This is a genomic window from Stenotrophomonas sp. YJH_SMC_127 (genome assembly GCF_059372445.1).
In genome coordinates this window covers 25,322-46,877 of sequence record NZ_JCAFVO010000005.1, presented here as the reverse complement: position 1 = coordinate 46,877, position 21,556 = coordinate 25,322, and the positions used below count along the sequence as shown (strand labels likewise).

Annotated in this window: 32 protein-coding genes and 1 tRNA gene; 13 read left to right on the top strand and 20 right to left on the bottom strand. The window is 65.3% G+C overall.

Features of this window, described 5'->3' with window-relative positions; translation table 11 throughout:
* Positions 1–83: 83 nt before the first annotated feature.
* Positions 84–1,088 (top strand): aminoglycoside phosphotransferase family protein, encoded by a 1,005-nt coding sequence (locus AC5QAB_RS13020; RefSeq protein WP_032959991.1) that lies wholly within the window; start codon positions 84–86, stop codon positions 1,086–1,088.
* A gap of 109 nt (positions 1,089–1,197) precedes the next feature.
* Here the strand turns inward: AC5QAB_RS13020 and AC5QAB_RS13015 are convergent, their stop codons facing one another.
* The 7 genes from AC5QAB_RS13015 to amaB all read right to left on the bottom strand — a co-directional run bounded on the left by AC5QAB_RS13015 (position 1,198) and on the right by amaB (position 7,983).
* A complete protein-coding gene (locus AC5QAB_RS13015; protein WP_032959989.1) occupies positions 1,198–2,085 on the bottom strand; it encodes a DMT family transporter in 888 nt (295 codons plus the stop codon).
* 32 nt (positions 2,086–2,117) lie between these two features.
* Positions 2,118–3,179, bottom strand: coding sequence for a UDP-N-acetylmuramate dehydrogenase (gene murB / locus AC5QAB_RS13010; protein WP_241883807.1), 1,062 nt, complete (start codon positions 3,177–3,179; stop codon positions 2,118–2,120).
* 8 nt (positions 3,180–3,187) lie between these two features.
* Positions 3,188–4,243: a quinone-dependent dihydroorotate dehydrogenase gene (locus tag AC5QAB_RS13005; protein ID WP_049471279.1), complete on the bottom strand. Its 1,056-nt coding sequence runs from the start codon at positions 4,241–4,243 to the stop codon at positions 3,188–3,190.
* An 8-nt stretch (positions 4,244–4,251) separates the two neighbouring features.
* The gene (locus AC5QAB_RS13000; RefSeq protein WP_049406336.1) at positions 4,252–5,022 is read right to left on the bottom strand and encodes a class I SAM-dependent methyltransferase; all 771 of its coding nucleotides are present in this window, start codon (positions 5,020–5,022) and stop codon (positions 4,252–4,254) included.
* 4 nt (positions 5,023–5,026) lie between these two features.
* The gene (locus AC5QAB_RS12995) at positions 5,027–5,311 is read right to left on the bottom strand and encodes a DUF4190 domain-containing protein (protein WP_014646921.1); all 285 of its coding nucleotides are present in this window, start codon (positions 5,309–5,311) and stop codon (positions 5,027–5,029) included.
* A 300-nt stretch (positions 5,312–5,611) separates the two neighbouring features.
* A complete protein-coding gene (locus tag AC5QAB_RS12990; RefSeq protein WP_181452940.1) occupies positions 5,612–6,451 on the bottom strand; it encodes an SDR family NAD(P)-dependent oxidoreductase in 840 nt (279 codons plus the stop codon).
* Entirely contained in the window at positions 6,451–7,983 is a 1,533-nt protein-coding gene (gene amaB / locus AC5QAB_RS12985; protein WP_014646923.1) for an L-piperidine-6-carboxylate dehydrogenase, read from the bottom strand. The genes AC5QAB_RS12990 and amaB overlap by 1 nt, the downstream gene beginning before the upstream one ends.
* A 183-nt stretch (positions 7,984–8,166) precedes the next feature.
* Between amaB and AC5QAB_RS12980 the strand changes: the two genes are divergently transcribed.
* Positions 8,167–8,243, top strand: a tRNA-Arg gene (locus AC5QAB_RS12980).
* A 155-nt stretch (positions 8,244–8,398) separates the two neighbouring features.
* Here AC5QAB_RS12980 and AC5QAB_RS12975 read toward each other — a convergent pair.
* The 13 genes from AC5QAB_RS12975 to AC5QAB_RS12915 all read right to left on the bottom strand — a co-directional run bounded on the left by AC5QAB_RS12975 (position 8,399) and on the right by AC5QAB_RS12915 (position 16,506).
* Positions 8,399–8,884, bottom strand: coding sequence for a hypothetical protein (locus tag AC5QAB_RS12975; protein ID WP_227863979.1), 486 nt, complete (start codon positions 8,882–8,884; stop codon positions 8,399–8,401).
* Positions 8,885–8,888: 4 nt separating this feature from the next.
* Complete coding sequence (locus AC5QAB_RS12970) at positions 8,889–10,079, bottom strand: AAA family ATPase (RefSeq protein ID WP_227863980.1); 1,191 nt, start codon at positions 10,077–10,079, stop codon at positions 8,889–8,891.
* Positions 10,080–10,174: 95 nt separating this feature from the next.
* A complete protein-coding gene (locus AC5QAB_RS12965) occupies positions 10,175–11,164 on the bottom strand; it encodes a tyrosine-type recombinase/integrase (RefSeq protein ID WP_227863981.1) in 990 nt (329 codons plus the stop codon).
* A 180-nt stretch (positions 11,165–11,344) separates the two neighbouring features.
* Positions 11,345–11,662 (bottom strand): hypothetical protein, encoded by a 318-nt coding sequence (locus tag AC5QAB_RS12960; protein WP_227863982.1) that lies wholly within the window; start codon positions 11,660–11,662, stop codon positions 11,345–11,347.
* Positions 11,659–12,243 (bottom strand): hypothetical protein, encoded by a 585-nt coding sequence (locus AC5QAB_RS12955; RefSeq protein ID WP_227863983.1) that lies wholly within the window; start codon positions 12,241–12,243, stop codon positions 11,659–11,661. The genes AC5QAB_RS12960 and AC5QAB_RS12955 overlap by 4 nt, the downstream gene beginning before the upstream one ends.
* A complete protein-coding gene (locus AC5QAB_RS12950; RefSeq protein ID WP_099475728.1) occupies positions 12,240–12,446 on the bottom strand; it encodes a hypothetical protein in 207 nt (68 codons plus the stop codon). The genes AC5QAB_RS12955 and AC5QAB_RS12950 overlap by 4 nt, the downstream gene beginning before the upstream one ends.
* Before the next feature lie 327 nt (positions 12,447–12,773).
* The gene (locus tag AC5QAB_RS12945) at positions 12,774–13,721 is read right to left on the bottom strand and encodes a phosphoadenosine phosphosulfate reductase domain-containing protein (protein WP_227863984.1); all 948 of its coding nucleotides are present in this window, start codon (positions 13,719–13,721) and stop codon (positions 12,774–12,776) included.
* On the bottom strand, positions 13,714–14,697 hold the full coding sequence (locus AC5QAB_RS12940; protein WP_495233437.1) for a hypothetical protein: 984 nt from the start codon (positions 14,695–14,697) through the stop codon (positions 13,714–13,716). Before AC5QAB_RS12940 ends, AC5QAB_RS12945 begins: the two co-directional genes overlap by 8 nt.
* Positions 14,694–14,903: a hypothetical protein gene (locus tag AC5QAB_RS12935; protein WP_227863986.1), complete on the bottom strand. Its 210-nt coding sequence runs from the start codon at positions 14,901–14,903 to the stop codon at positions 14,694–14,696. The genes AC5QAB_RS12940 and AC5QAB_RS12935 overlap by 4 nt, the downstream gene beginning before the upstream one ends.
* An 87-nt stretch (positions 14,904–14,990) precedes the next feature.
* On the bottom strand, positions 14,991–15,233 hold the full coding sequence (locus AC5QAB_RS12930; protein ID WP_227863987.1) for a hypothetical protein: 243 nt from the start codon (positions 15,231–15,233) through the stop codon (positions 14,991–14,993).
* Positions 15,233–15,448 carry a hypothetical protein gene (locus AC5QAB_RS12925; RefSeq protein WP_227863988.1) on the bottom strand — a complete coding sequence of 72 codons (216 nt, stop codon included), beginning with the start codon at positions 15,446–15,448 and terminating at the stop codon, positions 15,233–15,235. The genes AC5QAB_RS12930 and AC5QAB_RS12925 overlap by 1 nt, the downstream gene beginning before the upstream one ends.
* Positions 15,445–15,636, bottom strand: a complete 192-nt coding sequence (locus AC5QAB_RS12920) for a hypothetical protein (protein ID WP_227863989.1) — start codon at positions 15,634–15,636, stop codon at positions 15,445–15,447. Before AC5QAB_RS12920 ends, AC5QAB_RS12925 begins: the two co-directional genes overlap by 4 nt.
* A gap of 171 nt (positions 15,637–15,807) precedes the next feature.
* On the bottom strand, positions 15,808–16,506 hold the full coding sequence (locus AC5QAB_RS12915) for a S24 family peptidase (protein ID WP_227863990.1): 699 nt from the start codon (positions 16,504–16,506) through the stop codon (positions 15,808–15,810).
* Positions 16,507–16,594: 88 nt separating this feature from the next.
* Here AC5QAB_RS12915 and AC5QAB_RS12910 point away from each other — a divergent pair, with 88 nt between their 5' ends.
* The 11 genes from AC5QAB_RS12910 (at position 16,595) to AC5QAB_RS12860 (ending at position 21,521) form a co-directional block, all read left to right on the top strand.
* Positions 16,595–17,071 carry a transcriptional regulator gene (locus AC5QAB_RS12910; protein WP_227863991.1) on the top strand — a complete coding sequence of 159 codons (477 nt, stop codon included), beginning with the start codon at positions 16,595–16,597 and terminating at the stop codon, positions 17,069–17,071.
* A 109-nt stretch (positions 17,072–17,180) separates the two neighbouring features.
* Entirely contained in the window at positions 17,181–17,711 is a 531-nt protein-coding gene (locus AC5QAB_RS12905) for a phage regulatory CII family protein (protein WP_227863992.1), read from the top strand.
* On the top strand, positions 17,708–18,019 hold the full coding sequence (locus AC5QAB_RS12900; RefSeq protein WP_111190575.1) for a winged helix-turn-helix domain-containing protein: 312 nt from the start codon (positions 17,708–17,710) through the stop codon (positions 18,017–18,019). Before AC5QAB_RS12905 ends, AC5QAB_RS12900 begins: the two co-directional genes overlap by 4 nt.
* 1 nt (position 18,020) lies before the next feature.
* Positions 18,021–18,911, top strand: coding sequence for a helix-turn-helix domain-containing protein (locus AC5QAB_RS12895; RefSeq protein WP_227863993.1), 891 nt, complete (start codon positions 18,021–18,023; stop codon positions 18,909–18,911).
* Positions 18,901–19,563, top strand: coding sequence for a hypothetical protein (locus AC5QAB_RS12890; RefSeq protein ID WP_227863994.1), 663 nt, complete (start codon positions 18,901–18,903; stop codon positions 19,561–19,563). The genes AC5QAB_RS12895 and AC5QAB_RS12890 overlap by 11 nt, the downstream gene beginning before the upstream one ends.
* The gene (locus tag AC5QAB_RS12885; protein ID WP_005418745.1) at positions 19,560–19,754 is read left to right on the top strand and encodes a hypothetical protein; all 195 of its coding nucleotides are present in this window, start codon (positions 19,560–19,562) and stop codon (positions 19,752–19,754) included. The genes AC5QAB_RS12890 and AC5QAB_RS12885 overlap by 4 nt, the downstream gene beginning before the upstream one ends.
* Complete coding sequence (locus AC5QAB_RS12880; protein ID WP_227863995.1) at positions 19,754–20,122, top strand: Ref family recombination enhancement nuclease; 369 nt, start codon at positions 19,754–19,756, stop codon at positions 20,120–20,122. Before AC5QAB_RS12885 ends, AC5QAB_RS12880 begins: the two co-directional genes overlap by 1 nt.
* Positions 20,119–20,322 (top strand): hypothetical protein, encoded by a 204-nt coding sequence (locus tag AC5QAB_RS12875; RefSeq protein ID WP_227863996.1) that lies wholly within the window; start codon positions 20,119–20,121, stop codon positions 20,320–20,322. The genes AC5QAB_RS12880 and AC5QAB_RS12875 overlap by 4 nt, the downstream gene beginning before the upstream one ends.
* The gene (locus AC5QAB_RS12870; protein ID WP_495233436.1) at positions 20,319–20,546 is read left to right on the top strand and encodes a hypothetical protein; all 228 of its coding nucleotides are present in this window, start codon (positions 20,319–20,321) and stop codon (positions 20,544–20,546) included. Before AC5QAB_RS12875 ends, AC5QAB_RS12870 begins: the two co-directional genes overlap by 4 nt.
* A complete protein-coding gene (locus AC5QAB_RS12865; protein WP_227863998.1) occupies positions 20,543–20,713 on the top strand; it encodes a hypothetical protein in 171 nt (56 codons plus the stop codon). Before AC5QAB_RS12870 ends, AC5QAB_RS12865 begins: the two co-directional genes overlap by 4 nt.
* Before the next feature lie 109 nt (positions 20,714–20,822).
* Positions 20,823–21,521 (top strand): hypothetical protein, encoded by a 699-nt coding sequence (locus AC5QAB_RS12860; RefSeq protein WP_495233435.1) that lies wholly within the window; start codon positions 20,823–20,825, stop codon positions 21,519–21,521.
* The last annotated feature ends 35 nt before the right edge of the window (positions 21,522–21,556 follow it).

Here is a 21,556-nt window from a genome sequence, read left to right as displayed (position 1 = left end):
GCACGATGTTGTGACGGACATGTCTGTGTCGCGGCCCGCGCATCTGCGATAGTGGCGGCAGGTAATACTTTCCGCTTGCATCCATGTCATTCGCTTCGGCGCAGCATCTCGGCGAAGTCCTTCAGCAGTCCTATGGCATCACCGCCAATGCCGTGGTGCCACGCCCGGTTGGCGCCGATGCCAACGCCAGCGTGTATCGCATCGATGCACGGCGCGGGCAATGGTGGTTGAAATGCCGCAGTTACCAGGTTGCCCCTGCCGTCTGGGACACCCTGCATTGGCTGCGCGGCACGCTGGGCATCGAGGAAATCGTCGCGCCATGGCCGGCGCTGACCGGTGGAGCGTCAGTGCAGCGCTGGGGCCTGCAGTTCACCCTGTTCCCGTATGTGGAAGGCCAGTCCGGCTTCGAGGCGGCGTTGAGCCGCACGCAGTGGCAACGATTGGGCGAGGTGCTGCGGCGCCTGCACGAGGCGTGCCCGCCACCGGCGCTGCAGGAGGCGCTGCCGAGCCTGCGGATGGAAACCGCGGCGCTTGATACGGTCGGGCAATGGCTGGCCGGCGAGGGCCTGGCGGCCGCCAGGGATGGGCTGGGCCGGGCCTTCGTATCCGTCTGGGACCAGCAGCATGCGCGCATCGCGGCGCTGCATGCGCAGGCACTGCAGCTGCACGCGGCGTTGCAGGATGTCCCGGTGCGGCTGCACCTGTGCCACACCGACCTGCATGCCGGCAATCTGCTGATGGGCAATGACGGCAGCCTGCACCTGATCGATTGGGATGGCCTGTCGCTGGCCCCGCGCGAGCGCGACCTGATGTTCATCGGTGGCGCGGTCGGTGGGCGCTGGGGGCGCGAGAACCCGTTGGGATTCGAGGAAGGCTATGGCAGTGACCGCGGCGATCCACGCTGGATCGCCTGGTACCGGCACTGGCGCATCCTGCAGGACCTGATCGAGTTCCAGCAGGTCCTGCTGGGCAGTGATGGAGAGGACCGTTCGCCGCAGCTGCGCCGGCAGTCGCTGCATTTCCTCAGCGAACAGTTCGCACCGGGCAATGTATTCGACGCGGCAGAGCGGGTGTATCGCGCGCTGTAGATCCACGCCATGCGTGGATGGCATTTCCACGATGAACCCTCACGCTGCGCGATGAGTCGAGCATGGCTCGGCTCTACAGGGGGCCGCGGTGTCTGCGCGGGGTGTGGATCTACTCTGCGGGCTTGGCCGCTGCAGAGGCCGCCGCGCTTGCAGCGCGGCGTGACAGCACGGCTTCGCGGTGGGCGATGTAGGCGTTGGCGGCGAGGATGATGCCGGCACCGATGATCGTCCAGCGGTCCACCGTTTCGTTGAACAGCAGCCAGCCGAACAGCGTTACCAGTGGCAGCTGCAGGAAGCTGATCGGGGTCAGGGCGGAGACTTCGCCCAGCCGTAGCGCGCGGGTCCACAACAGCTGGCCGACGGTGCCAAGCACGCCGGTGGCCAGCAGCCACAGCCAGGCCGACCCGGTCGGCCAGACCCAGACGAACAGCGCCGGCACCAGCGACAGCGGCACCCAGAACACGTAGGTATAGAGCACCACGGTATCGGCACTGTCGACGCGGGTCAGCTGCTTGATCTGGATCGCCACCAGCGAGCTGAGTACCGCCGCACCCACCGCGACCAGGCTGCCGGCGGTGAAGCCGGCGGTGCCGGGACGCACGATCACCAGCACGCCGATGAAGCCGACCACGACCGCGGCCCAGCGGCGCACGCGCACGGTTTCACCCAGCCACAGCACGGCGGCAATGGTGACGAACAGCGGCGTGGAATAGGAGAGCGAAACCGCCTGCGCCAACGGCAGGTGACCCAGCGCCCAGAACGCGCACAGCATCGAGCCCAGGCCGATTGCACTGCGCACGAAATAGCGTGGCAGCTGCTGCGTCCTCAAGGGCGCACGGCCGGGCCGCAGCAGCATCGGCAGCAGCGCCAGCAGGCCGAAGGCGTTGCGGAAGAACGCCACTTCCTGGGTGGGCACGTAGCGCGTGGCATAGCGGATCGCCACCGCCATCAGGCCGAACGCCATCGTGCTGCCGAGCATCAGCAGCGCCGCCCGCATCGGGGTGGCGCTGGGGGAAAGGGTGGGGCTGTTCACCACTGTGCGCCGAGCAGGCGGGGCTCCGGTTCGATCGGCACGCCGAACTTCTCCAGCACCGAGGCCGAGATGCGGCGCGCCAGCGCCAGCAGTTCAGCGCCGCTGGCATTGCCGTGGTTGACCAGCACCAGCGCGTGGCTGGGGGCCACGCCGGCATCGCCGTCGCGGAAGCCCTTCCAGCCGCAGGATTCGATCATCCAGGCTGCCGAGACCTTGCGCTTGTCGTCCTGCTCGGCCGGGAACACCGGCAGGTCGGGGAAGTGCTGCAGCAGCACGTCGACCTGCTCCAGTGGCAGCACCGGGTTCTTGAAGAAGCTGCCGGCATTGCCGAGTACCTCCGGGTCGGGCAGCTTGCGGCGGCGGATCGCGATCACCGCATTGGCCACGTCCACCGCGCCCGGCAGCACCACGCCCTGCGCCTGCAGCTCTTCGCGGATGCCGGCGTAGTCCATGCGCAGATCGTGCAGCAGTGGCAGTTTCAGTTCGATGGCGGTGATCAGGTAGCGATCGGGCTGTTGCTTGAACACGCTGTCGCGGTAGGCGAAACCACACTGTTCGTTATCCAGGCGCACCCAGGCCTGCTCCTGACAGTCCCAGGCTTCGACCGCCTGGATGAACTCGCCGACCTGCGCGCCATAGGCGCCGATGTTCTGGATCGGTGCGGCACCGGCGGTGCCGGGAATCAGCGCCAGGTTTTCCAGGCCGGACAGGCCTTCCTGCAGCGACCACATCACCAGGCCATGCCAGGGCACGCCGGCGCCGGCGCGGATCACGGCATGGTCGGCGCGGTGTTCAAGGAAACTGATGTCGCGGTTGCCGAACACCAGCACGGTACCGGGCAGGTCCTCGGCGATCAGGACGTTGCTGCCGGCACCCAGCACCAGTAGTGGGCCGTTGGCCACCTCGGGCAGTGCCAGCACCTCCGGCAGCAGCGCGGCATCGTGCAGTTCCAGCAGCTGTTCCGCATTGGCCTGCACGTGGAAGGTGTTCAGTGCCTGCAGCGGCGCATTTTGGGTGAGCGTCCAGCGCAGCGGGGCGTTGCCGTCGATGGTGTCCATGGGCGCGCTCACAGTGGGGCCACCGCGCCGCGGCTGGGTGCTTCGCGGCGGCGACGGATCGCTTCCACGCATTCGGAAACCAGCGCCGGTCCACGGAAGATCAGGCCGCTGTAGCACTGCACCAGCGCGGCACCGGCCGCCATCTTGGCCACGGCATCGGCACCGGACAGGATGCCGCCGACGCCGACCAAGGGCACCGACTCGGGCAGGCGAGAGCGCAGGCGGCGCAGCACCAGCGTGGACTGCTCCAGCACCGGCGCGCCGGACAGGCCACCGGCCTCGTTGGCCAGCGGATCGCCGGCCACCTTGCTGTGGTCGATGGTGGTGTTGGTGGCGATCACGCCGTCCACCTGCAGCTCGCCCAGCACGCGGGCGGCGGCATCGATGTCACGCTCGCTGAGGTCCGGTGCCACCTTCACCAGCATCGGCACGCGTCGGCCGTGGCGGGCCGCGAGTTCTTCCTGGCGGTCACGCAGTTGGCTGACCAGCTGGCGCAGCGCGGTTTCTTCCTGCAGTTCACGCAGGCCGGCGGTGTTGGGCGAGGAAATGTTGACAGTGATGTAGTCGGCCAGCGGGTACACCTTGTCCAGGCAGGCGATGTAATCGTCCACGGCCTGTTCGTTGGGGGTGTCCTTGTTCTTGCCGATGTTGATGCCGAGCAGGCCGCGGCGGTTGCGCGCGCGCTCGACGTTGCGCACCAGCGCGTCCACGCCCGCATTGTTGAAGCCCATGCGGTTGATGATCGCGTTGTGTTCCGGCAGGCGGAACAGGCGCGGCTGCGGATTGCCGGCCTGCGGGCGCGGGGTGATCGTGCCGATTTCGACGAAGCCGAAGCCGAGCGCGAACAGCGCATCGATGTGCTCCCCGTTCTTGTCCAGGCCGGCGGCCAGGCCGACCGGGTTGGGGAACGTCAGCCCGAACACCGTGCTGGGCATCGGCGCGATGCGTGCGGCCAGCAGCGGCGTGGTGCCGGTGCGATAGGCCAGGTCCAGTGCGGACAGGCCAAGGCCGTGGGCGCGCTCGGCGTCGAGCGAGAACAGAAAGGGGCGGGCAAGCGAATACATGCGTCGGTTCAGTCCAGCGTGCCGAGGAAGGCTCGGGTTCGATATTCAAAAGCGACCTGGCCGTCGACCGCGTGGGCGGCGAACAGGTGCTGCAGAGCGTCGATCATCGGTGCGTGGCGCGGATGACCGGATTGAGGGGCGTAGGAGGAGGACAGCAGGCGCCCGCGCAGGGCGTCGAAGTCCAGGTGCTGCACGTTCGGCAGCTCCACCCTGCCGCGCAGGCCAGCGCCGAACCAGGCCTGCATGGTGGCGTCGTCCTGGTAGCGCTCGGCCACGGCGGTGTAGTCGGTGCCGTAGTCCAGCAGCAGCTGTTCGTAGCCGACCAGGAACGGGCTGGCATCGAGCAGGCGAGAATTCCAGTAGATGAGGGCCTGGCCGCCGGGGCGCAGGATGCGCTGCCACTCGGCGCGTACCGCCACGGTGTCGAACCAATGGAAGGCCTGCGCGACGCTGACCAGATCGATGCTGGCATCGTCCAGTGCGGTGGCCTCGGCGCGGCCGTCCACCGCACGGAACTGCGGGTACTGCGGTGCCAGCCATTCTTCGGCCGCGCCCCGCATGGCCGCATTGGGCTCAACCGCGACAACGGGATGGCCGCTGGCCAGGAACAGGCGGCTGGAAATGCCGGTGCCGGCGCCGATGTCAGCCACACGCACCTGCTGGCTGACACCCATCGGGCCGTGCAGCCACTCCAGCAGCGCGGGTGGGTAGTCGGGCCGGTAGCGGACGTAGTCGGCGACGCGGCTGCTGAAGCGTTCAGTGCTGTCGGAGGCGGTCATGGCGTCAGTTCGACACCGCCGCCAGCCACGCCAGGCCGCCGAAGAACAGGATGAAGACCACGATGGCGGCAAGTGCCGCGCCGACCATGACCCAGCCCAGCACCAGGCCGGTGACGGCCAGGCCATCGCCTTCCAGTTCGTGCGGGCGGCGGCGGATTTCGGCGCGGGCCATGTGGCCGGTGATGATGGCGACGATGCTGGCCACGAAGGGCAGGACGGTCCAGCTGGCGATGCCCATGACCAGGCTGACCACGGCCAGGGCGCTTGTCTGTCGGGGTGCCACGCTCATCGGGGTCCTCCTTGGCAGTGTGCACATGATAGTGCCTCTGCCCCGGCAATCCCATGCCCGGCGGATGCGATGGCAGGCGTCGCCCCTGGCCGGCGAAAGGGATTTCGGCCCTGGTCGGCGTCGACCTTGGTCGACGAAAGGGATATCGGCCTTGGTAGGCGTCGACCTTGGTCGACGAAGGGATTTCGGCCCTGGTAGGCGTCGACCTTGGTCGACGAAGGGATTTCGGCCCTGGTAGGCGTCGACCTTGGTCGACGAAAGGCATGCCAACCAAGGTTGGCGGCTACCGAAGTGCCGGTATCAGCCCATCAACACCTGGCCGCCATCCACATTGAGCACGCTACCGGTGACCCAGCGCGCCAGCGGCGAGCACAGGAACAGTGCGGCGTCGGCGATCTCGCGCGGGTGGCCGAAGCGGCCGAACGGAATCTTCGCCAGGGTGCCGTGGTACAGCGCGGGGTCCTCGACGCGACGACGGTCCCAGAGGCCGTCATCGAACTCGATCGAGCCCGGGGCGATGGCATTGACCCGGATCCGGTCCTTGGCCAGCGCCAGCGCCTGTGACGTGGTGTAGTGCGAAAGCGCCGCTTTGGCCGCAGCATACGGCGCGCCACCGGGGCGCGGCTGCTGCGCGGCAATCGACGACAGATTGAGGATGCAGGCGTCGCTGGAGGCACGCAGCCATGGCAGTGCCAGGCGCGAGGCACGCACGGCCGCCATCAGGTCGATCTGCAGGCTGGCGGCCCAGCCGTCCTCGTCGTCGGCCATGCCGTAGCCGGTGGCATTGTTGACCAGTACATCGATACCGCCGAGGGCATCGGCAGCGGCCTGCAGCCAGGCCTGGATCTGGCCGGGATCGGCCAGATCGGTGGAAAACGCGTGCAGTTCGAAGCCCTGCGCCCGTGCATCGGCACGCAGGGCATCCAGGCCGGCCTGGCCGCGGGCGCAGGCCGAGACCTGTGCGCCGGCGCCGGCAAAGGCCAGCGCCATTTCACGGCCAATGCCCTTGCTGCCGCCGGCGATGAGCACGCGGCGGCCGCTGAAATCGAGGGTCGGAGCCCCTGCGGGGATCCGACCCCTCGCTGGGGCTAGGTCCCCGGAGGGGCTCTGGCCCACGGACGTGTCCTCGTCGTTCGCCATCACAGGTCGAACTTGATGCCCTGGGCCAGCGGCAGCGAATCCGAATAGTTGATGGTGTTGGTCTGGCGGCGCATGTAGACCTTCCACGCATCCGAACCGGACTCGCGGCCACCGCCGGTGTCCTTCTCGCCACCGAAGGCGCCGCCGATCTCCGCACCGGACGTGCCGATGTTGATGTTGGCGATGCCGCAGTCGCTGCCGGCGGCCGACAGGAACTTCTCGGCAGTCTTCAGGTTCTGGGTGAAGATCGAGGACGACAGGCCCTGCGGCACGCCGTTCTGCATGTCGATGGCTTCATCGAGGGTGTCGTACGGCATCACGTACAGGATCGGCGCGAAGGTCTCGTGCTGGACCACGGCGTCGCTGTTCTTCAGGCCGGAGACGATGGCCGGCAACACGAAGTTGCCCGGGCGGTCGATGCGGCTGCCACCGGTTTCGATGGTGCCGCCGGCCGCCTTGGCCTGGGCGATCGCATCGAGGAACTGCTGCACGGCGCCTTCGCTGTTCAGCGGGCCCATCAGGTTGGCCGCATCGGTCGGGTCGCCGATCTTGCCTTCCACCTGCTTGTAGGCCTTGACCAGGGTGGCCAGCACGTCGGCGTAGATCGAGCGGTGCACGATCAGGCGGCGGGTGGTGGTGCAGCGCTGGCCGGCGGTGCCGACGGCGCCGAACACGATGCCCGGCACGGCCAGCTTCAGGTCGGCGGTTTCGTCCAGGATGATGGCGTTGTTGCCGCCGAGTTCCAGCAGGCAGCGGCCGAGGCGGCGCGCGACCTTCTCGTTGACGGTGCGGCCGACCTGGGTCGAGCCGGTGAAGCTGATCAGCGGCACGCGTCGGTCATCGACCATCTTTTCCGACAGCGCGGTGCCGGCATCGTTGATCAGGAAGAAGATGTCCGGGAAGCCGGCTTCGCGCAGGGCGTCGTTGCAGATCTTCAGCGAGGCGATGGCGGTCAGCGGCGTCTTGTTGGACGGCTTCCAGATGCACACGTCGCCACAGATGGCGGCCAGGAACGAGTTCCAGCTCCACACCGCGACCGGGAAGTTGAAGGCCGAGATGATGCCGACCAGGCCCAGCGGGTGGTACTGCTCGTACATGCGGTGGCCGGGGCGCTCGGAATGCATGGTGTAGCCGTACAGCATGCGGCTCTGGCCCACGGCGAAATCGGCGATGTCGATCATCTCCTGCACTTCGCCATCGCCTTCCGGCTTGCTCTTGCCCATTTCCAGCGCAACCAGCGAACCCAGGGCGTCCTTGTGCCTGCGCAGTGCTTCACCGCACAGGCGCACGGCTTCACCGCGGCGCGGGGCCGGCGTGGTGCGCCAGACCTTGAAGGCTTCCTGGGCGCGGGCAACGACGGTCTCGTACTCGGCCTCGGTGGTCGCGCGGACCTGCGCGATAGGCTCGCCGGTGGTCGGGTTGACCGGGGTGATCAGCTCACCGCTGGTCGCGCTCGACCACTCCCCGTTGCCCAGGTACGTGCCAGCGTTGATCGCGTCCAGGCCAAGGGACTTGAGCAGCTCGGAAGACATGCAGACTCCTGTATTTCGTTACGTTGTTTGGCGCCATCGCGGGCAGGTGGGGGACGCGATGAACTGAATCGCCGATGGTAGCAGAGCGCCCCGGCCGACCATGGTGCAACGCGCCAGCCAGGCCTGGCCGAACATGAATGCTTGGAGGGCAGGGCACGTTGCCTGTAAACTTCCCGGCTGCATGGCCCCGTAGCTCAGCTGGATAGAGCGTCCCCCTCCTAAGGGGAAGGTCGCCCGTTCGAATCGGGCCGGGGTCACCATTTATCAATGACTTAGGCTCAAGTCAGCAATGGCTGGGTGCCACATTTAGCCGTGGATTGGGGCTGAAATGGCACAGTTGGCACAGGTGCGTTTGAACCCACAGTAGGCCCTCAATGTTCAGTAAGGGCCGTCCGGGGCGTGTATTTGTTGCAGATCAGGCGAACAGGCCGAGCAGCGTGACCACGCAAGGCAGCTGCGGGTTAGCTCCCCTCAGTCTTGCTATGTCGTAAGCACCGCTGGCGATTGCTTCATGCGCCTCTGATCCAAACTCCTGCAGGAAACGCCTTTTGAACTCCGCAGTTGAGCCCTCCATTGCGCGGCCGGCGGATGCCAGCAGGACGGACTCAAGGCAAGGCTCATGGGGGACCGTAACAACACCGGCGCGCCTTGCTTTCGCTGCGACTCCATCGTCCCAGCAGGCGTCGGTGTCAAAAACCGCTGCCCTTACGTTGTAGCTGCCCTGGCGCGCGTGCCGGATTGTTTCGTTTATCACATGCAGTGCACCTTTTCCTTTGGCGTTGCGCACTGTCACGGAAGGGCCTTGCTTTCCGGCGGTTAGCGTCGCCTTCAGTTTTCCAAGCAGCAACGCCTCAGCGTCGCCTTCACCAACTATCAAAAGAGTGCGTCGTACTTCCTTCACATACCTAGGCATTGGGTACTACCTGGGGAAGTCCGCCGAGCGCGCCGGATTCATATTTTGCTCGCAAATTATCATCGCTTCGAAGACCTCGAATTTGATCGCCTCGATAGGCATGGCTCACACAATCTTCCTTTTCCACGAAGAAGACCTGCGACTTGCTCAGGAAATCCATTACCTTGGTAGTGTGGCTTGTGAAAATTAGCTGGCTGTAATGAGGGTTCGTTCTTTCGGAGTCAAATAGCGCTAGGAGGGATTCCAGGAGGTGAGGATGCAGGTCGCTCTCCATTTCGTCGATAATTGCTATGCCGCCAGCTGCAAGCACTGGCTTTAGCATTGCAAGCAGAACAAAGGCAGACTGTGTGCCATTTGATTCTTGCGAAATGGGGAGGCTGAACGTCGATCCATCGCTCCGCTTGTGCTTGAACGTTGTCCTAAGAGGAGCCTTCTTCTTGCCGTCGGCATCGCTCTGGACTTCTTCAATGACAATGTCCTCAAGGCCAATGTCCCATGACTGGAGCAGCTTGACTGCTTCTTTCCTTAGGTCGTCAAACTCATGGAAATAGGTGCTGGCGTACGCAAGGTTTGTGCTGTAGTGAGGGCGACCAAATATCTGAACGTTGCTAAGAGCGATTATCAGTCCAATGAACTCAACCGTGTCGCTGTTGTATTGAAGTGCTGTCGATATAAGTGAGGCATTCTGCCTGACCTTGCGAGACTCTGATGGTGCTAAATCAAGGCCTTGCTGGGTTATCTCATATGCGCCTGTAGACTCGCTCCAGGACCTTTTGAAGATGTAATTGAATTTCAACTGCTTCTTATAGAGAGCTTCCCATAGCACTCGCTCTTCCGTGGCCAGAAGTTCGTACTTCCAAATGCTACCGTCGTAATCGTCAAAAATTAGCTCGATCTCGATGGGGTGCTCTGGATTTAGTATGCGTGCCGGGATCGGGATTCCGCCATCGAAATCATAGGAAAAAGAATCTCGCATAAACCAGAAGACGAAAGTAAAAACTTTCAGTAGAGCGGTCTTGCCAGATGCATTTGCACCAAAAACAGAGCTAACCGTGGAGACGCGAGTTCCCTCGCGGGACATTCGCTCAAAGCCTCGGGAAGCTGCGTTTTTGGGTAGTTCAAACGAGAATTCAGTCTCGTCCTGAAAGCTCTGGAAATTTTTAAACTTAATGCTTCTGATCATGGCTATCCAAGATGTCGCGTTGCGTCATGCTGCCGCGGCGGGGTGCTACGTAGCGAATTGTACAAATTTTTGTTGAAAAAAGCGTGAGGCTGGCCTCAGAACCGAAGCTTGCCCACCGCCTGTTCGTCTCCGTCAGGAGTGAGATGGGCGTAGTACTTCTCTGTGGTGGCGTAATCGGCATGACCGGCTAAGAGCTGCACTCGCCTGAGCGGCACTCCAGCCATCACCATGTGAGCGCAGAACGTATGGCGTAGCCTGTGCAGGTGCCCGCCCACGCCAGCCAGGTGCGAATCCTTCTTGAACCAGTCTGAGACCGTATCCTTGTGCACGGTGACGAGAGGGTCAGGCAGGTGACGCAACGCCCACTTCGCATACCGGTTGAGGGGAACCTCCCGCCACTTCCCTGACTTCGTCCGGCCTTCGCCGCTCTCGTCCGGGTCGCTCTCCACCAGAAGGCGGCCAGCCACGACAGAGCTTTTCTCCAGGCCAATGATCTCGCCCCGCCGCAGCCCGGTGTGGGCCATAAAGAGCCACAGCGGCGCCCGCCCAGGGTTCGCCCGATACAGCCGACGCATTGCCGCTCGGTCATAGAACTTGACTGCCACGCTCCGCACGCCGCGAGGCGCCTTCACTGAGGACAGCGGGTTCACGTCCAGCTCTTTCCATTCGACGCCGCGGTTGAATGCCGCCTTCAGTCGTCGAATCTCCTTCCCCACGGTTTCCTTAGCCGCCTTGTCGTCCAGCAGCCTGGCGCGCTTGTACTGCTCCACCTCGACCGCTCGGATGCTGTCGATCGGTCGGTGGCCGAACTGCTCAATGAAGCGCTTCACCTCGCTCCTGGCCTTAGAAATCGTGGTGGGGTGCTCGGCCTCGTACCAATCCAGATACCACTCCAGGTAGTCGCGGACCTTCGGCAGTCGCGCGAGAATGCGTACTCCGTGCGTCAGCTCGGCTTCTTTCGCGGCACGAATTCTCTCCGCCTCACGGGCATCAGGTTGCCCAATGGACCGGCGAAAGCGCTCGCCGCCTTCCGCCCAGTCGAGGTAGGCCTTGCTGCCGCGCCAGTAGAGTCGCACCTTTGCCATTCCTCTGCACCTTCGATCGCGGCATAGAGAGCCGCCTTTTCGTACAACTGCTTTCCCATGAAGCGGCGGGGCGTCAGCCCGTAGCCCATGGCGTTCTTCCTGAACTGGCTGTTGGAGACGCCGCAGTAGTGGGCGGCTTCCTCAACGGTCAGCCAATCCTTCCCTGATAGATCGAGCCTTTCAGCGGCGCCCATCGGCGCCTCCTGCGGTCTTCCTCCTGGCCGGCGCCTGCGCGATGAGGCTGAGGTTGAACTGCACGACGTTGTCAGCGACGGCCGGGAGGGCTGGCGCTCGCGCGCTGCGCGGCGGGCGGTTGAGCCGGCGCCATGCCGCAATGGCCGCGTCGGGGTCGGCATGCTTGCTGGTCGACCTGCAGGCGCACTCGACCAGGTGGCCACCGCCGGCGGACGCACAGCGCTTGTCGTGGATGTGGCGCGCGCGGTGGCCGGCGGCGCAGTTCGGCAACCCTTCCGGGTGGCTGATATGTTCCTGGGTCATGGCTTCTTGCACTCCTCGATGTGGGGGACCAACTTTTCCAGCAGGAAGGCGGCTTGCTCGGCCCTCCTGCGGCGTTCGTATGGGTTGAGGTTCGGACGGGCGTCCCTGAGCCATTCCAGTGGCTCGACCAGCCACTGCGGGTCGAACGGGAGCAGGGTTCGCGGGTCGACCTTCTTGACCAGCGGGGAACAATCGGGGCCGGCCCAGTCCTCGCTGTCGCCGCAGCGAACGCAGACCCCGCCCTGGAAGTCGTGGACCTTCTCGGGCTGAATTACGCGCGGGGTCTCGAACAGGGCGCGGACAACGAGGCCGCGCTGGTGCCCGCCATACACGTGGCCGGCGTCGGCCTGCATCCAGCAGCCCGGCGCATGATCGTCTTTGTGGCGGTACTCCCAGCGCACCGGCTGCGCGGTATAGAGCGCTGTCATCAGGGTGTCGGCCCAAGCACGCACCTGGTTGGCGGCAACGCCGCGGCCGGCTGGATCGACGCGCCGCATGGCAGAGACGACCGCTGCGACAGGCGACGATGCCTTGGTGGCCTCGACAACGGTGGCCGGGGAAACGGGCAGTGGTGCGGTCATGCGAACAGGTCCAGTTGGGCCGGCAGTGCAGGTGCGCGCGGCGGTGCCGGCAATGGGGCGGGAGCGGTGGCGCGCATGCGTGCGCGCTGTGCAGCGTTGAAGGCGAACCAGAAGCCGAGGCCGTGTCGGCGCGCCCGGCATTCCGAGAGGAACACGCGCGCGGTGTGCTTGGCCTGTGCAGCGGTGAGCAGCTGGTCAGCCATTGGTGGAATACCTCACGGCTTCCTGCTTTTGTATGCTGGGATCAAGGAGAGATGAAAAAGGGAGCACTGGATGCCTGCGAGTGGGAGTTGGCACGAGGACTGGGTCTTCGCAATCCGGGGCAGGACGGTGACGGCCAGGGTTTCGGTGGGGAGTCCAGGCCGTGGTGAGATCGTGGCGGTTCACGTGGTGTACGGACCGAGTCTCACTGGTCTGGCGATTCCGGTGGTATCGCAGCAGGATGCGAAGGAGAAGACGGAGATTCTGCTCTGCGAGCTGATGGGGAGAGATTGGTGCTGAGGTGAGCAGCTGGTCAGCCATGGGTGCAGTCACGCAGCGCTCCTTTCGCAAAGGCCGAGGTCAGAGGTACAGCCGCCGCCGGCCTGGGCTTGGAAGAACAGATCGAACTGGCGGCCGCCTCGACTGGTGCGGCTCCATTCGACCAGCGTGTCGATCCGCGAGTAGGTGCCAGGGCGTTCCACGTCGGTGGGGTCGGTGACGGCAGGGAAGAACGTTGCGCTGCGGCGCTTGTTGGCCGAGGCGACGATTTCTTCCCACCGTCGGATGCGCTCGATGTGATCGGGGAACAGGTCCGCGATGTTCCGCAGCTCGCCCTTGCGGCAGTTGATGCAGGGCATGCAGCCGACGCGGCCCATGCCGAGGGCATAGAGCGGGTTGGGCTCAAGGCCGTGGCGGCGGTGCTGGTCCCATACCTGCTGAACCGTCCAATCAGAGATTGGCCGCCACACGTAGCAGCCGGATTCATGCCGATTGAAGCGCGGCTGCTTGGCGCGGTTGGCGGATTCCTCCGCTCGGATGCCCAACCACTGCAGGACCGGCCCGGCCTTCAGCATCGGCCCCACCACCTGGGTGGTGATCGGAATCGTCTTCAGTTCCTCGGTGCAGAACTGCGCCATCCGCGAAGGGAAGCGCCCCTTGCTGATGCAGAGATCCAGGAATGGGTTGCCGGTGGGCTCATGCAGGGCAGCGGCCTGCCGAACTATCTCATCAGGGATACCTTCGCTAGGCCAGCGTTCGAGAATGTACGCGCGATGCTGAGCCAGTTGCCGGGTGAAGTCCGCGCGGACAGTTTCGACCTCGGGGCCGCCAGTCTTGTGCGCCAGCTCGGCAACGTAGTCGTAGACGCGCTGATCCTCGTTGCCGGTGTCGGCAAACACGGCGCGGAAGGGCCGGCCCAGCTCGATAGCACGCAGGTACACCGCCGTGCTGTCCTTGCCGCCGGAGACATTCACCAGGTGCTGTATGCGCTCAGCCATTGCCCACCGCCTGGCTTTCGGTCAGCCGCTGTCTCCGGGTGTCGATCACATCCAGCACCGAGTCCCGGCGCACAACATCGTGCCCGTCGATCTGGCCGACAATGTTGACCACGCAGGCGGCTCGGCGCAGTTCGTCCAGGTCCACGGCCTGCGCGGGTTGGGCGGCGTAGAGCGGTCGCCATCCATTTCCGTCATGGCCGAGGCCGCGCATGGTTGCGTACTCAGCGGCACATACGAACTCGTTTCCGTCCGTGTACGCCACCGGCTCCCCCACCGGCTGGCGGGAGGCGAGGGCTTCTTCCAGCTCCTCGATCCTGTCGTCCTGCTGCAGGACGCGGCCCGCGATCTTCTCGGCGACCTCGACCTGCCGATTAAACGAGTCCAGCAGCTTGTCGTAGTCCCGTTGCAGCGCTGCCAGCGCGTCCTGACCACCCGGGGAGGGCTGGGCGGAGAGGGCGACATAGGGAGCCCAATGCGTCGGCCCATACTCGGTGTCTACGGCATGGTTGACGAACGCAGAGCCGTTGTTTAAATCAATGAATGCCCACGGGAATCCACCCGTATCGGACGGCCAGGTTCCATCGTCGTTCTGCACCGGCGACACCGGCGCAGACCACCACCCGGGCGATACATGGTCTTCACCCCACCGCAGACGAACCACAGTTCCGTCGCGCGGGCAGGTGTCCATCGAGCGCCACTGCGCCCGCTCGGCCTGATCCCCCAGCCTCACCCTCCCACCGGGCTGCACGTCCGCCAGGGTGGGCTGGACTGCACTCTGCAGGGCGCGGGCTACAACATCGCGGCCAGCATCAGTCAGATCGAACTCGTTGTTCTCTGCTCCTTCAGCCAGCCAGCCGCGTTCCTGGAGCGCAAGCATCTGCTGCAGCCGCAGAGTAGTGGACCCGGTCCAGCCGAACTGCGTATCGCAGACGATCAGGTTGCGCACATCTTCCATTGTCTTCTTGTCGTTGCTCATGCCTGCATGTCCTTGCTGTGGGTGGAGCGCGCGCTGTGCGCGGCGAGGTGTTCCCAGCGTTCGGCTTCGCCCAGGTAGTACTCGTGGCGTTCCTGCCGGACGGTGGCGGTGAACTGGACGTCGTGCAGTGCGCGCTCGGCGGCTGCGCGGTTGGCTGCTGCCATGCGGGCCGGGTCGTGATCGAAGATGTCGAGCTGGTTACGCACGCTGGACTCCTGGAAGGGATTGCCGGCTGTTGGAACCCGGCCGGCGCGGGTTCCCTGCGCTACAGGGGGAGAGCGCAGGGCAGGGGGTCAGTGGGTGTCGTCGGCGGGCAGCGCCGTGCGCGCGCGCCCTTCCGAGCGCTGGCGCATCTCCTCGCGGAACGCGGGCCAGTTGTTCCGCAGGTCGCGCACGCCGCACCAGGTGAAGAAGACGACGCCAGCACCAAAGGGCGGGAGGAGCGAGCCGGCGCCGGTGTAGATGGCGCGCGCGATCAGCGCCAGCAGCAGGCCGACGACGACGGCGCAGTAGAAGGGCAGGGCCAGGTGGCGCATCAGGTTGCTCCGCCGTGGGCGCGCGCTGCGCAGCGGGCCGCAGCGACAGCGCCTGCAGCGCTCTGGCCGTGCCGAAGGACGGCATTGGCGGCGACGCTGGAGGCGATGACGACCTGGTAGGGGAGGAGGCCCCAGCGGCGCCCGGCGCGGGCGACGATGCCGGCGGCTGCAGCGGCGCGCTGAGCGTTGGAGTGGTGGGCGAGGGCGGCGCTCATGCGGCTGCGCCTTGGCATTCGCCGCTCAGCTGATGCGCGGCGTGCTGGATCTCTACCGAGAGGCGGTCGGCCTCTGCGAGTTCAATGTAGAGGCTGGCAGCGCCCACCTTGATGGCGACCACGCCGAGGAAGGGAATCGCTACGACGGTGGGTGGCGCCTTGCTGACGCCGAGAGACAGGGTGGCCATGCGTGATCTCCTGCGCCCGGCCCCGGGATGGGGTGGTGTTGGGCGACGGAGCAAACGTTAGTCGCGAACTAATCATTAGTCAACAGCTAAGAGCTAATAGTTTTATGAACGGCGCTAACGAAAAAGCCCCGCTTAGCGGGGCTCGTTCTTTGTCCCAATTTGGGACGCTACTTAGAACTTTCGCAGGCCTGCGTGGATCAGGGCCTTGCCGAGGATGCTCAAATCACCAGGATCTGGCCGATAGGCGGGGAAGTCCGTGTTGACGCTGACCACGTAGAGACCATCGCCGCGTTTCTGCAGCATCTTGATCTGCGTCTCGCCACCTATGTTGATGAGGTAGTAGTCGTCGCCGTCGAAGTAGTCGCAGCTCGTGTCGATCCACACAACGTCGCCGTCTTCCAGCTTGGGCCGCATGGAGGGCCCCCGGCCAGTGATGAGCTGGATGCGGCCAGGCTGGGGCAGGTAACCGAGCTTCCTGCGCACTTCCCATTCGGCGATCTCAATGGTCTTCACTACCTCCGGGTAGTCTTGGTTGACCATCCCTGCTCCCATCCCTGCACCCCCTTCAAACAAGTCGAAGCGAACATAGCCGGGGGGCGTCTCATTCTCCGGGATTGGTGAGACAGAAGGCTCGCCGTCTTCACTCCATTGGGGGCGATCCATCCAGCCGTGGTCCTTCCCTAGGGCCAGACTGATCTTCTTGGCCACATCGTCACCGATGTACTTCCCGCCGAGCAGCTGGGAAACGTAGGAAGGCGACAAGAAGCCGCCCAGCTGGGCGCCTTGATCGCGGCGCCCCTTGATCCCCTTCGCTTCAAGGGCGTCGATCAGGCGCCGGAAGTTGCGGCTGCGGATCTCTCGAATGTCCATTGGCAAAGATTAGCCGGTAACTAATTGAGATCGTGCAGCTGGTGGCTTGCAATAAGCTGTTAGCTGTGAGCTAATGGATGATATGGACATGACAGCCCTCGATAGAGCAGTTCAGTCGGCAGGCAGCCAGCAGGCTCTTGCCCAGCTTCTTGGTATCAAGCCGCCATCCGTTTCTGGTTGGTACGACCGCAGGCGCGTTCCGGCAGAGCGCTGCATTGCGATTGAGCTTGCGACCGGCGTATCGCGCCATCAGCTGCGGCCCGACGTTTTCGGGCCAGATCCGGCTTGTCCCACCAGTGAAACAACGGAGCAGCTTCGTGCAGAGATTGACTGCCGGATGATTAAGCGCGCGCTGCGCGCCAAGCTGGGCCTGAGCACCGACAAGCAGTTGGCCAAGGTGTTGAAGCTGCCGGCAGAGCAGGTCGAAGCGTGGGCGGATGAGGGCGAGGTGCCCAACATTCCGCAGGTGCTGCGCTTGCTCGGCATCGAAGAGCCGCTGCCGTCCCTGGCGCCCGTGATCCCTGACCCCGACGCGAACCGCATTGGGCCGGTCGACACCGCCTGAAAGGCCGTCCCTGGCCGTCGTCCCTGACTTGTTGATCTCCATGGCGCCCATCGTGCGCCACCCGGGCCCAGCCCGAAACCTTGAAACACAGCCTTTCCCAAGGTGACCCATGACCTGCCGTACATCTGCACTCAACTGGCTCGACGTCCTCTACAACTCCGTGCGCAAGACGCCCGGCGGTGTCGTGGACGCGGCCGCTTTCCTGGCCGACCGCCGCGGCAAGTCCATGCACCCGGAGACGCTGCGCGCGAAGTTGCGCGGGCTGGAGGGTGAATCGGTAACGCTGGAAATCGCCGAACTGCTCACCGAGTGGATGCAGGAGAAGGCAGGCGGCAGCGATTACGCCCTGGACTGGATGCAGGCGCTGGCCGGGCAGTTCGGCATGGCGGTGGCCACCGTTCCGCCTCCGCCGGAGGGTGGCTGGTCGGACGAGATCGGGGCCATCCAGACCAAGTTGCTGGAGATCACCACACGGGTAGGGCGCTTGTCTGGCACCGCCGTGGACGCGATGGCCGATCACCATATCGACAGTGACGAAGCGAAGCTGATGGTGGAAGAGGCCAACTCGCTCATCACGATGGCACACCGGCTGATCCGTAACGTGTCGCGCGCTGCAGCGAAGGGGAGGGCGCGCCAATGAACCACCCGGCCCGCTCCACTGATCCGCAGTCCAGTCACATCGCCGCCGCCGCGCTCGCTGAAAGCGGCGCGCTTCGTGTCCAGCACGCCAAGACCGAGGCTGCTGTGATTCGCCATCCTGGCCAGAGCAGCCTGCATCTGTCGACGCTGACAGGCCTCGATCGCCACATGTTGGGTCGCCGGCTGCCTGAGCTGGCCCGCGAGGGACGCATTTGGCGCGGCCCAACCGCGCCGTGCGCAACGACCGGCAAGCCTGCATGCACCTGGTGGCCGGTTGCGCCGGGCGAGAACCTGACGCTGGGGCTCTGACATGTCGACCATCATCATGTCGCAGTGCTGGCCGCTGCAGGGCCTGAGCGTCACGCAGAAGGCTGTGCTGATCTCGCTGGCTGATCAGGCCAACGACGACGGTGTCTGCTGGCCGGCGGTGGGCACCATCGCCGCGCGCTGCTGCATGTCGGCGCGCGCTGTGCGTACGGCAATGGATCATCTGGAGGCCGTCGGCCTGCTGACCCGCGACCGCCGGTTCAACAGCAGCACGGTCTACAAGGTCACTCCGGCCAACTTCGACAAGGCCGCTGTGCCGTCGAAGGCTGGCCGCAAGTCTGGAAAAGCAGGTACTGCACCGGGCGCAGGGGCTGCGCCCCATGCAGGGGGTGCGCCCGCTGCAGGAGGGGATGCGCCCCATGCAGGGGGGGATGCACCGGGCGCAGGTCTAGGGGTGCGCCCCGTGCCGCCTAACCGTCATATAACCCTCAACGAACCGTCAGAAGAACCGTCATTTCCGGCGGGCCTGCCGGCCGCGCCGCTGGCGGTGGCTTCCGAGACCGACCTACAGGCTGCGTGCCGTGCTACCTGGGCGGCCTACGCCAGTGCCTACCGTGACCGGCACGGTGTGGCACCGGTGCGCAACGCCAAGGTGAACAGCAACGTCCGGCAGATCGTGCAACGCCTCGGCCACGCCGAGGCCCCGCTGGTGGCCGCGTGGTTCCTGACCGTCAACGAGCGCTACGTGGTGCAGAACATGCACGACCTGGGCGCGCTGCTGGCGAAGTGCGAGGCATACCGCACGCAGTGGGCCACCGGCCGTCAGGTCACCGAAGAGGCCGCGCGACAGACCGACAAGACGCAGACCAACCTCGGCGCCGCCGACGCGGCCAAGGCTCTGCTGGCACAGCGGAGGGCGGCACATGCTCGGTAATCAGGAGCAGGATCGGCTGGTCGATCTGCTGGTGGCCACCGCCGAGGTGATTGGCGACCAGCTCAGCCCGAACGCGGCCGCCTACATGGTTTCGGATCTGGCGGCGTACCCGCTGCCGATGCTGGAGCGCGCGCTGGCGTCGTGCCGCCGGGAGCTGAAGGCGCGGCTTTCGCTGGCGGCGATCCTCGAACGCATCGAGGACGGCCACCCGGCACCGAATGAGGCATGGGCCAACGCGATCCGTGCCGCCGACGAAGGTGCGACCGTGGTGTGGACTGAGCAGACCCGCGATGCGTGGGCGGCGGCGTCGCCGCTGGTGCAGGCAGGCGACAAGATCGCGGCCCGGCCGGCATTCCTGGAGGTGTACACCCGGTTGGTGAAGGAAGCGCGCGCTGGACACCGCACGGCCACCTACCAGCTGTCCCTCGGCGGCGACGTGTCCGGTCGGGACAGCGTACTGCGGGAAGCGGTGGCCGCTGGCCAGCTGTTGAAGGAACAGGTGGCGGAGTACCTGGCACTTCCGCCCGCCACCCCAGCCTTCAACCCGCTGGCGCTGCTGGCTGGAACGGTTGAGCCATCGCCGACAGCGGACGAACGGACCCGTTCGCGCCTGGCCGAGATCGTCGCGCTGCTGGAGGGCAAAGCCGCATGAGCCCCGATCACTTCAACGTCGAAGTGCGACCTGTGAGCGAGCCGGTGGCCGAGGCGGGCTGGTATCTGGCCTACGGCTACGGGATCAAGCCGCTGGTGGTCTACGCGACGCGCGGGATGACTGTCTGGCGCGACGGCATGCGGCGTATCCCGATCACCCGCTACGCCGGCCCGATCCCGGAGCTGCGCTGATGTGGTCGAACGCACCGGCGCCGACGAGAGAGGAGGTGGGCCGGATCGAGCTGGCCAAGACCGGCCCGTGCATGGCCTGCCTGGCGCTGCAGATGCAGGGCCTGCTGGACCCGGAGTTGGTGGTGTACGGCTGCGACTACAACCACGCCAAGAGCGGGAACCTACGGCGCGGTCACATGTTCGGCTACGCCCTCTGCAAGTGGCACCACATGCGGCATCCGATGGAGGGGAACACCTTCGCGACGATGCGCCAGATCTACGGCCCGAGCCTGATGGATGGCTCGCGGACGTTCCACGAGACGTACGGCTTCGACGACGAGCTGATTGCAAACCAGACCTACATCAACGAACTGAGGGCGGCAGCATGAAGAAGACGAAGGCCATGGCGCAGAGGATCAACCCCCAGCGTGCGCCCCGCGAGCGGCGGATGGACCACAACACGGTGTCCCGGCCCAAGCGAGCCAAGGCACGTGTGCTCGCCGATGGCCCGGCCGAGACGGTGGAGCAGTTCGAGGCACGCGGCGGGCAGGTGCAGCACCTGACGGCCAGCTGGGAGCAGCGAGCATGAGCATCCGCCAAGAGATCAATAAGGCATTCACCGATGCCGAGGCTCGCCGACGCGAGGTCATGTACACCGGCAGCATCGCTAAACGCATTGGGCAGCCGACCAAGGTGGTGCTCAAGGAGATGAGGCAGCTGGAGTTGGACGGAGCGGTTGTTCGTGTTCCCAGCTACTGCGCCGTTAACAATCTCGCATGGATACGTGTGATCGATTTCGGAGGTGCAGCGTGACCGCGCCCGCATTCTGGAGGCCCATCGCGGAGGCGCCGCAGGACGGCACGCGGCTGATGCTGTGGGACTCGGTGAGCAAGCGGCCGGTGTTCGGGAGCTGGCGGGGTGACAACCCCAAGATCACGCACTTTGCGGCCGAGCCGGCCGGTCCGGAGGTGCCTTTTTGACGGGCCACAACCGGACAGAGAAAGAGGCCCTCAAGAGGCCCGCACTGAATGACCACGATGCGCGATCGCGCGCTGCACGAGCAAACCACCAAGGGGAAGGCACATGGGAATGAACGAGGGACGCGAACTGCTGTCGAGCCGGACGGGGCCGAGGGCACTGAGCTTCGACGGAAGCATTGGTGGACCGAGCACTGAGGAAATCTTGGCCGCCTTGGCGTACGTCCCGGCCGGCCTTGGTCGCGAACTGCTGGAGGCGCTGTGGTGGCCGGAGAGCGGTCAGCGGAGACGCGAGCAGCTGCGCCAGGCGGTCATCTCCCTGGTCGCGCCCGAGTTCACCCGCCAGATGCACGCTCTTGCCGACGCGCGCACCGACTACGGCATTGCCAAGGCCAGCATGGGCTGGTGCGGTGGGTCGATTACGGAGGCGCAGCGGCGGGAGCTGCTCCGTACGGAAAAGGCTCTGGACGACGCGCGCGCTGCGGCCTGGCCGAACAACACGATGGAACAGTTGGGAGTCCTGGCCGGGGCGGTGATCGCTGAAATGGCCGGCGCGCGCGAGTGCTCGCACTGCTGTGGCAAGAGAGTTCTGCTGGACCCGCGCGTCGCAGGTGTCGTGAACTGCGTTGAGTGCGGTGGTAGCGGCCATGAGCCGCTGAGCGGCCGTAAGCGCGCTGCCGCGATCGGTGCCGACTGGTCGGCATACAGCCGGTTCTGGCGCCCGGTGTACGAGTGGATGCTGTGCAGCTTCCGTGCCGCCGAGGCGCGCGCGGCAAGGAAGTTCAACAGGGCTCTTTCCAAGGCCGCATAGCGATGACTTCCTAGGTCATCGGAAACGGGTGCAAT

Excerpts from the sequence above, each read along its gene's own strand:
- AC5QAB_RS12960 (WP_227863982.1), bottom strand. The coding sequence starts at position 11,662 with ATGACCCAGGAACATATCAGCCACCCGGAAGGGTTGCCGAACTGCGCC.
- AC5QAB_RS12880 (WP_227863995.1), top strand. The coding sequence starts at position 19,754 with ATGTGGTCGAACGCACCGGCGCCGACGAGAGAGGAGGTGGGCCGGATC.
- AC5QAB_RS12945 (WP_227863984.1), bottom strand. The coding sequence starts at position 13,721 with ATGGCTGAGCGCATACAGCACCTGGTGAATGTCTCCGGCGGCAAGGAC.
- AC5QAB_RS12940 (WP_495233437.1), bottom strand. The coding sequence starts at position 14,697 with ATGAGCAACGACAAGAAGACAATGGAAGATGTGCGCAACCTGATCGTC.
- AC5QAB_RS12990 (WP_181452940.1), bottom strand. The coding sequence starts at position 6,451 with ATGGCGAACGACGAGGACACGTCCGTGGGCCAGAGCCCCTCCGGGGAC.
- AC5QAB_RS12965 (WP_227863981.1), bottom strand. The coding sequence starts at position 11,164 with ATGGCAAAGGTGCGACTCTACTGGCGCGGCAGCAAGGCCTACCTCGAC.
- AC5QAB_RS12930 (WP_227863987.1), bottom strand. The coding sequence starts at position 15,233 with ATGCGCCACCTGGCCCTGCCCTTCTACTGCGCCGTCGTCGTCGGCCTG.
- AC5QAB_RS12895 (WP_227863993.1), top strand. The coding sequence starts at position 18,021 with ATGTCGACCATCATCATGTCGCAGTGCTGGCCGCTGCAGGGCCTGAGC.
- AC5QAB_RS12900 (WP_111190575.1), top strand. The coding sequence starts at position 17,708 with ATGAACCACCCGGCCCGCTCCACTGATCCGCAGTCCAGTCACATCGCC.
- murB (WP_241883807.1), bottom strand. The coding sequence starts at position 3,179 with ATGGACACCATCGACGGCAACGCCCCGCTGCGCTGGACGCTCACCCAA.
- AC5QAB_RS12915 (WP_227863990.1), bottom strand. The coding sequence starts at position 16,506 with ATGGACATTCGAGAGATCCGCAGCCGCAACTTCCGGCGCCTGATCGAC.
- AC5QAB_RS12950 (WP_099475728.1), bottom strand. The coding sequence starts at position 12,446 with ATGGCTGACCAGCTGCTCACCGCTGCACAGGCCAAGCACACCGCGCGC.
- AC5QAB_RS12860 (WP_495233435.1), top strand. The coding sequence starts at position 20,823 with ATGAACGAGGGACGCGAACTGCTGTCGAGCCGGACGGGGCCGAGGGCA.
- AC5QAB_RS12905 (WP_227863992.1), top strand. The coding sequence starts at position 17,181 with ATGACCTGCCGTACATCTGCACTCAACTGGCTCGACGTCCTCTACAAC.
- AC5QAB_RS12875 (WP_227863996.1), top strand. The coding sequence starts at position 20,119 with ATGAAGAAGACGAAGGCCATGGCGCAGAGGATCAACCCCCAGCGTGCG.
- AC5QAB_RS13020 (WP_032959991.1), top strand. The coding sequence starts at position 84 with ATGTCATTCGCTTCGGCGCAGCATCTCGGCGAAGTCCTTCAGCAGTCC.
- AC5QAB_RS12920 (WP_227863989.1), bottom strand. The coding sequence starts at position 15,636 with ATGGCCACCCTGTCTCTCGGCGTCAGCAAGGCGCCACCCACCGTCGTA.
- AC5QAB_RS13000 (WP_049406336.1), bottom strand. The coding sequence starts at position 5,022 with ATGACCGCCTCCGACAGCACTGAACGCTTCAGCAGCCGCGTCGCCGAC.
- AC5QAB_RS12995 (WP_014646921.1), bottom strand. The coding sequence starts at position 5,311 with ATGAGCGTGGCACCCCGACAGACAAGCGCCCTGGCCGTGGTCAGCCTG.
- AC5QAB_RS12910 (WP_227863991.1), top strand. The coding sequence starts at position 16,595 with ATGACAGCCCTCGATAGAGCAGTTCAGTCGGCAGGCAGCCAGCAGGCT.
- amaB (WP_014646923.1), bottom strand. The coding sequence starts at position 7,983 with ATGTCTTCCGAGCTGCTCAAGTCCCTTGGCCTGGACGCGATCAACGCT.
- AC5QAB_RS13015 (WP_032959989.1), bottom strand. The coding sequence starts at position 2,085 with ATGCGGGCGGCGCTGCTGATGCTCGGCAGCACGATGGCGTTCGGCCTG.
- AC5QAB_RS12885 (WP_005418745.1), top strand. The coding sequence starts at position 19,560 with ATGAGCCCCGATCACTTCAACGTCGAAGTGCGACCTGTGAGCGAGCCG.
- AC5QAB_RS12955 (WP_227863983.1), bottom strand. The coding sequence starts at position 12,243 with ATGACCGCACCACTGCCCGTTTCCCCGGCCACCGTTGTCGAGGCCACC.
- AC5QAB_RS13005 (WP_049471279.1), bottom strand. The coding sequence starts at position 4,243 with ATGTATTCGCTTGCCCGCCCCTTTCTGTTCTCGCTCGACGCCGAGCGC.
- AC5QAB_RS12870 (WP_495233436.1), top strand. The coding sequence starts at position 20,319 with ATGAGCATCCGCCAAGAGATCAATAAGGCATTCACCGATGCCGAGGCT.
- AC5QAB_RS12890 (WP_227863994.1), top strand. The coding sequence starts at position 18,901 with ATGCTCGGTAATCAGGAGCAGGATCGGCTGGTCGATCTGCTGGTGGCC.
- AC5QAB_RS12970 (WP_227863980.1), bottom strand. The coding sequence starts at position 10,079 with ATGATCAGAAGCATTAAGTTTAAAAATTTCCAGAGCTTTCAGGACGAG.
- AC5QAB_RS12925 (WP_227863988.1), bottom strand. The coding sequence starts at position 15,448 with ATGAGCGCCGCCCTCGCCCACCACTCCAACGCTCAGCGCGCCGCTGCA.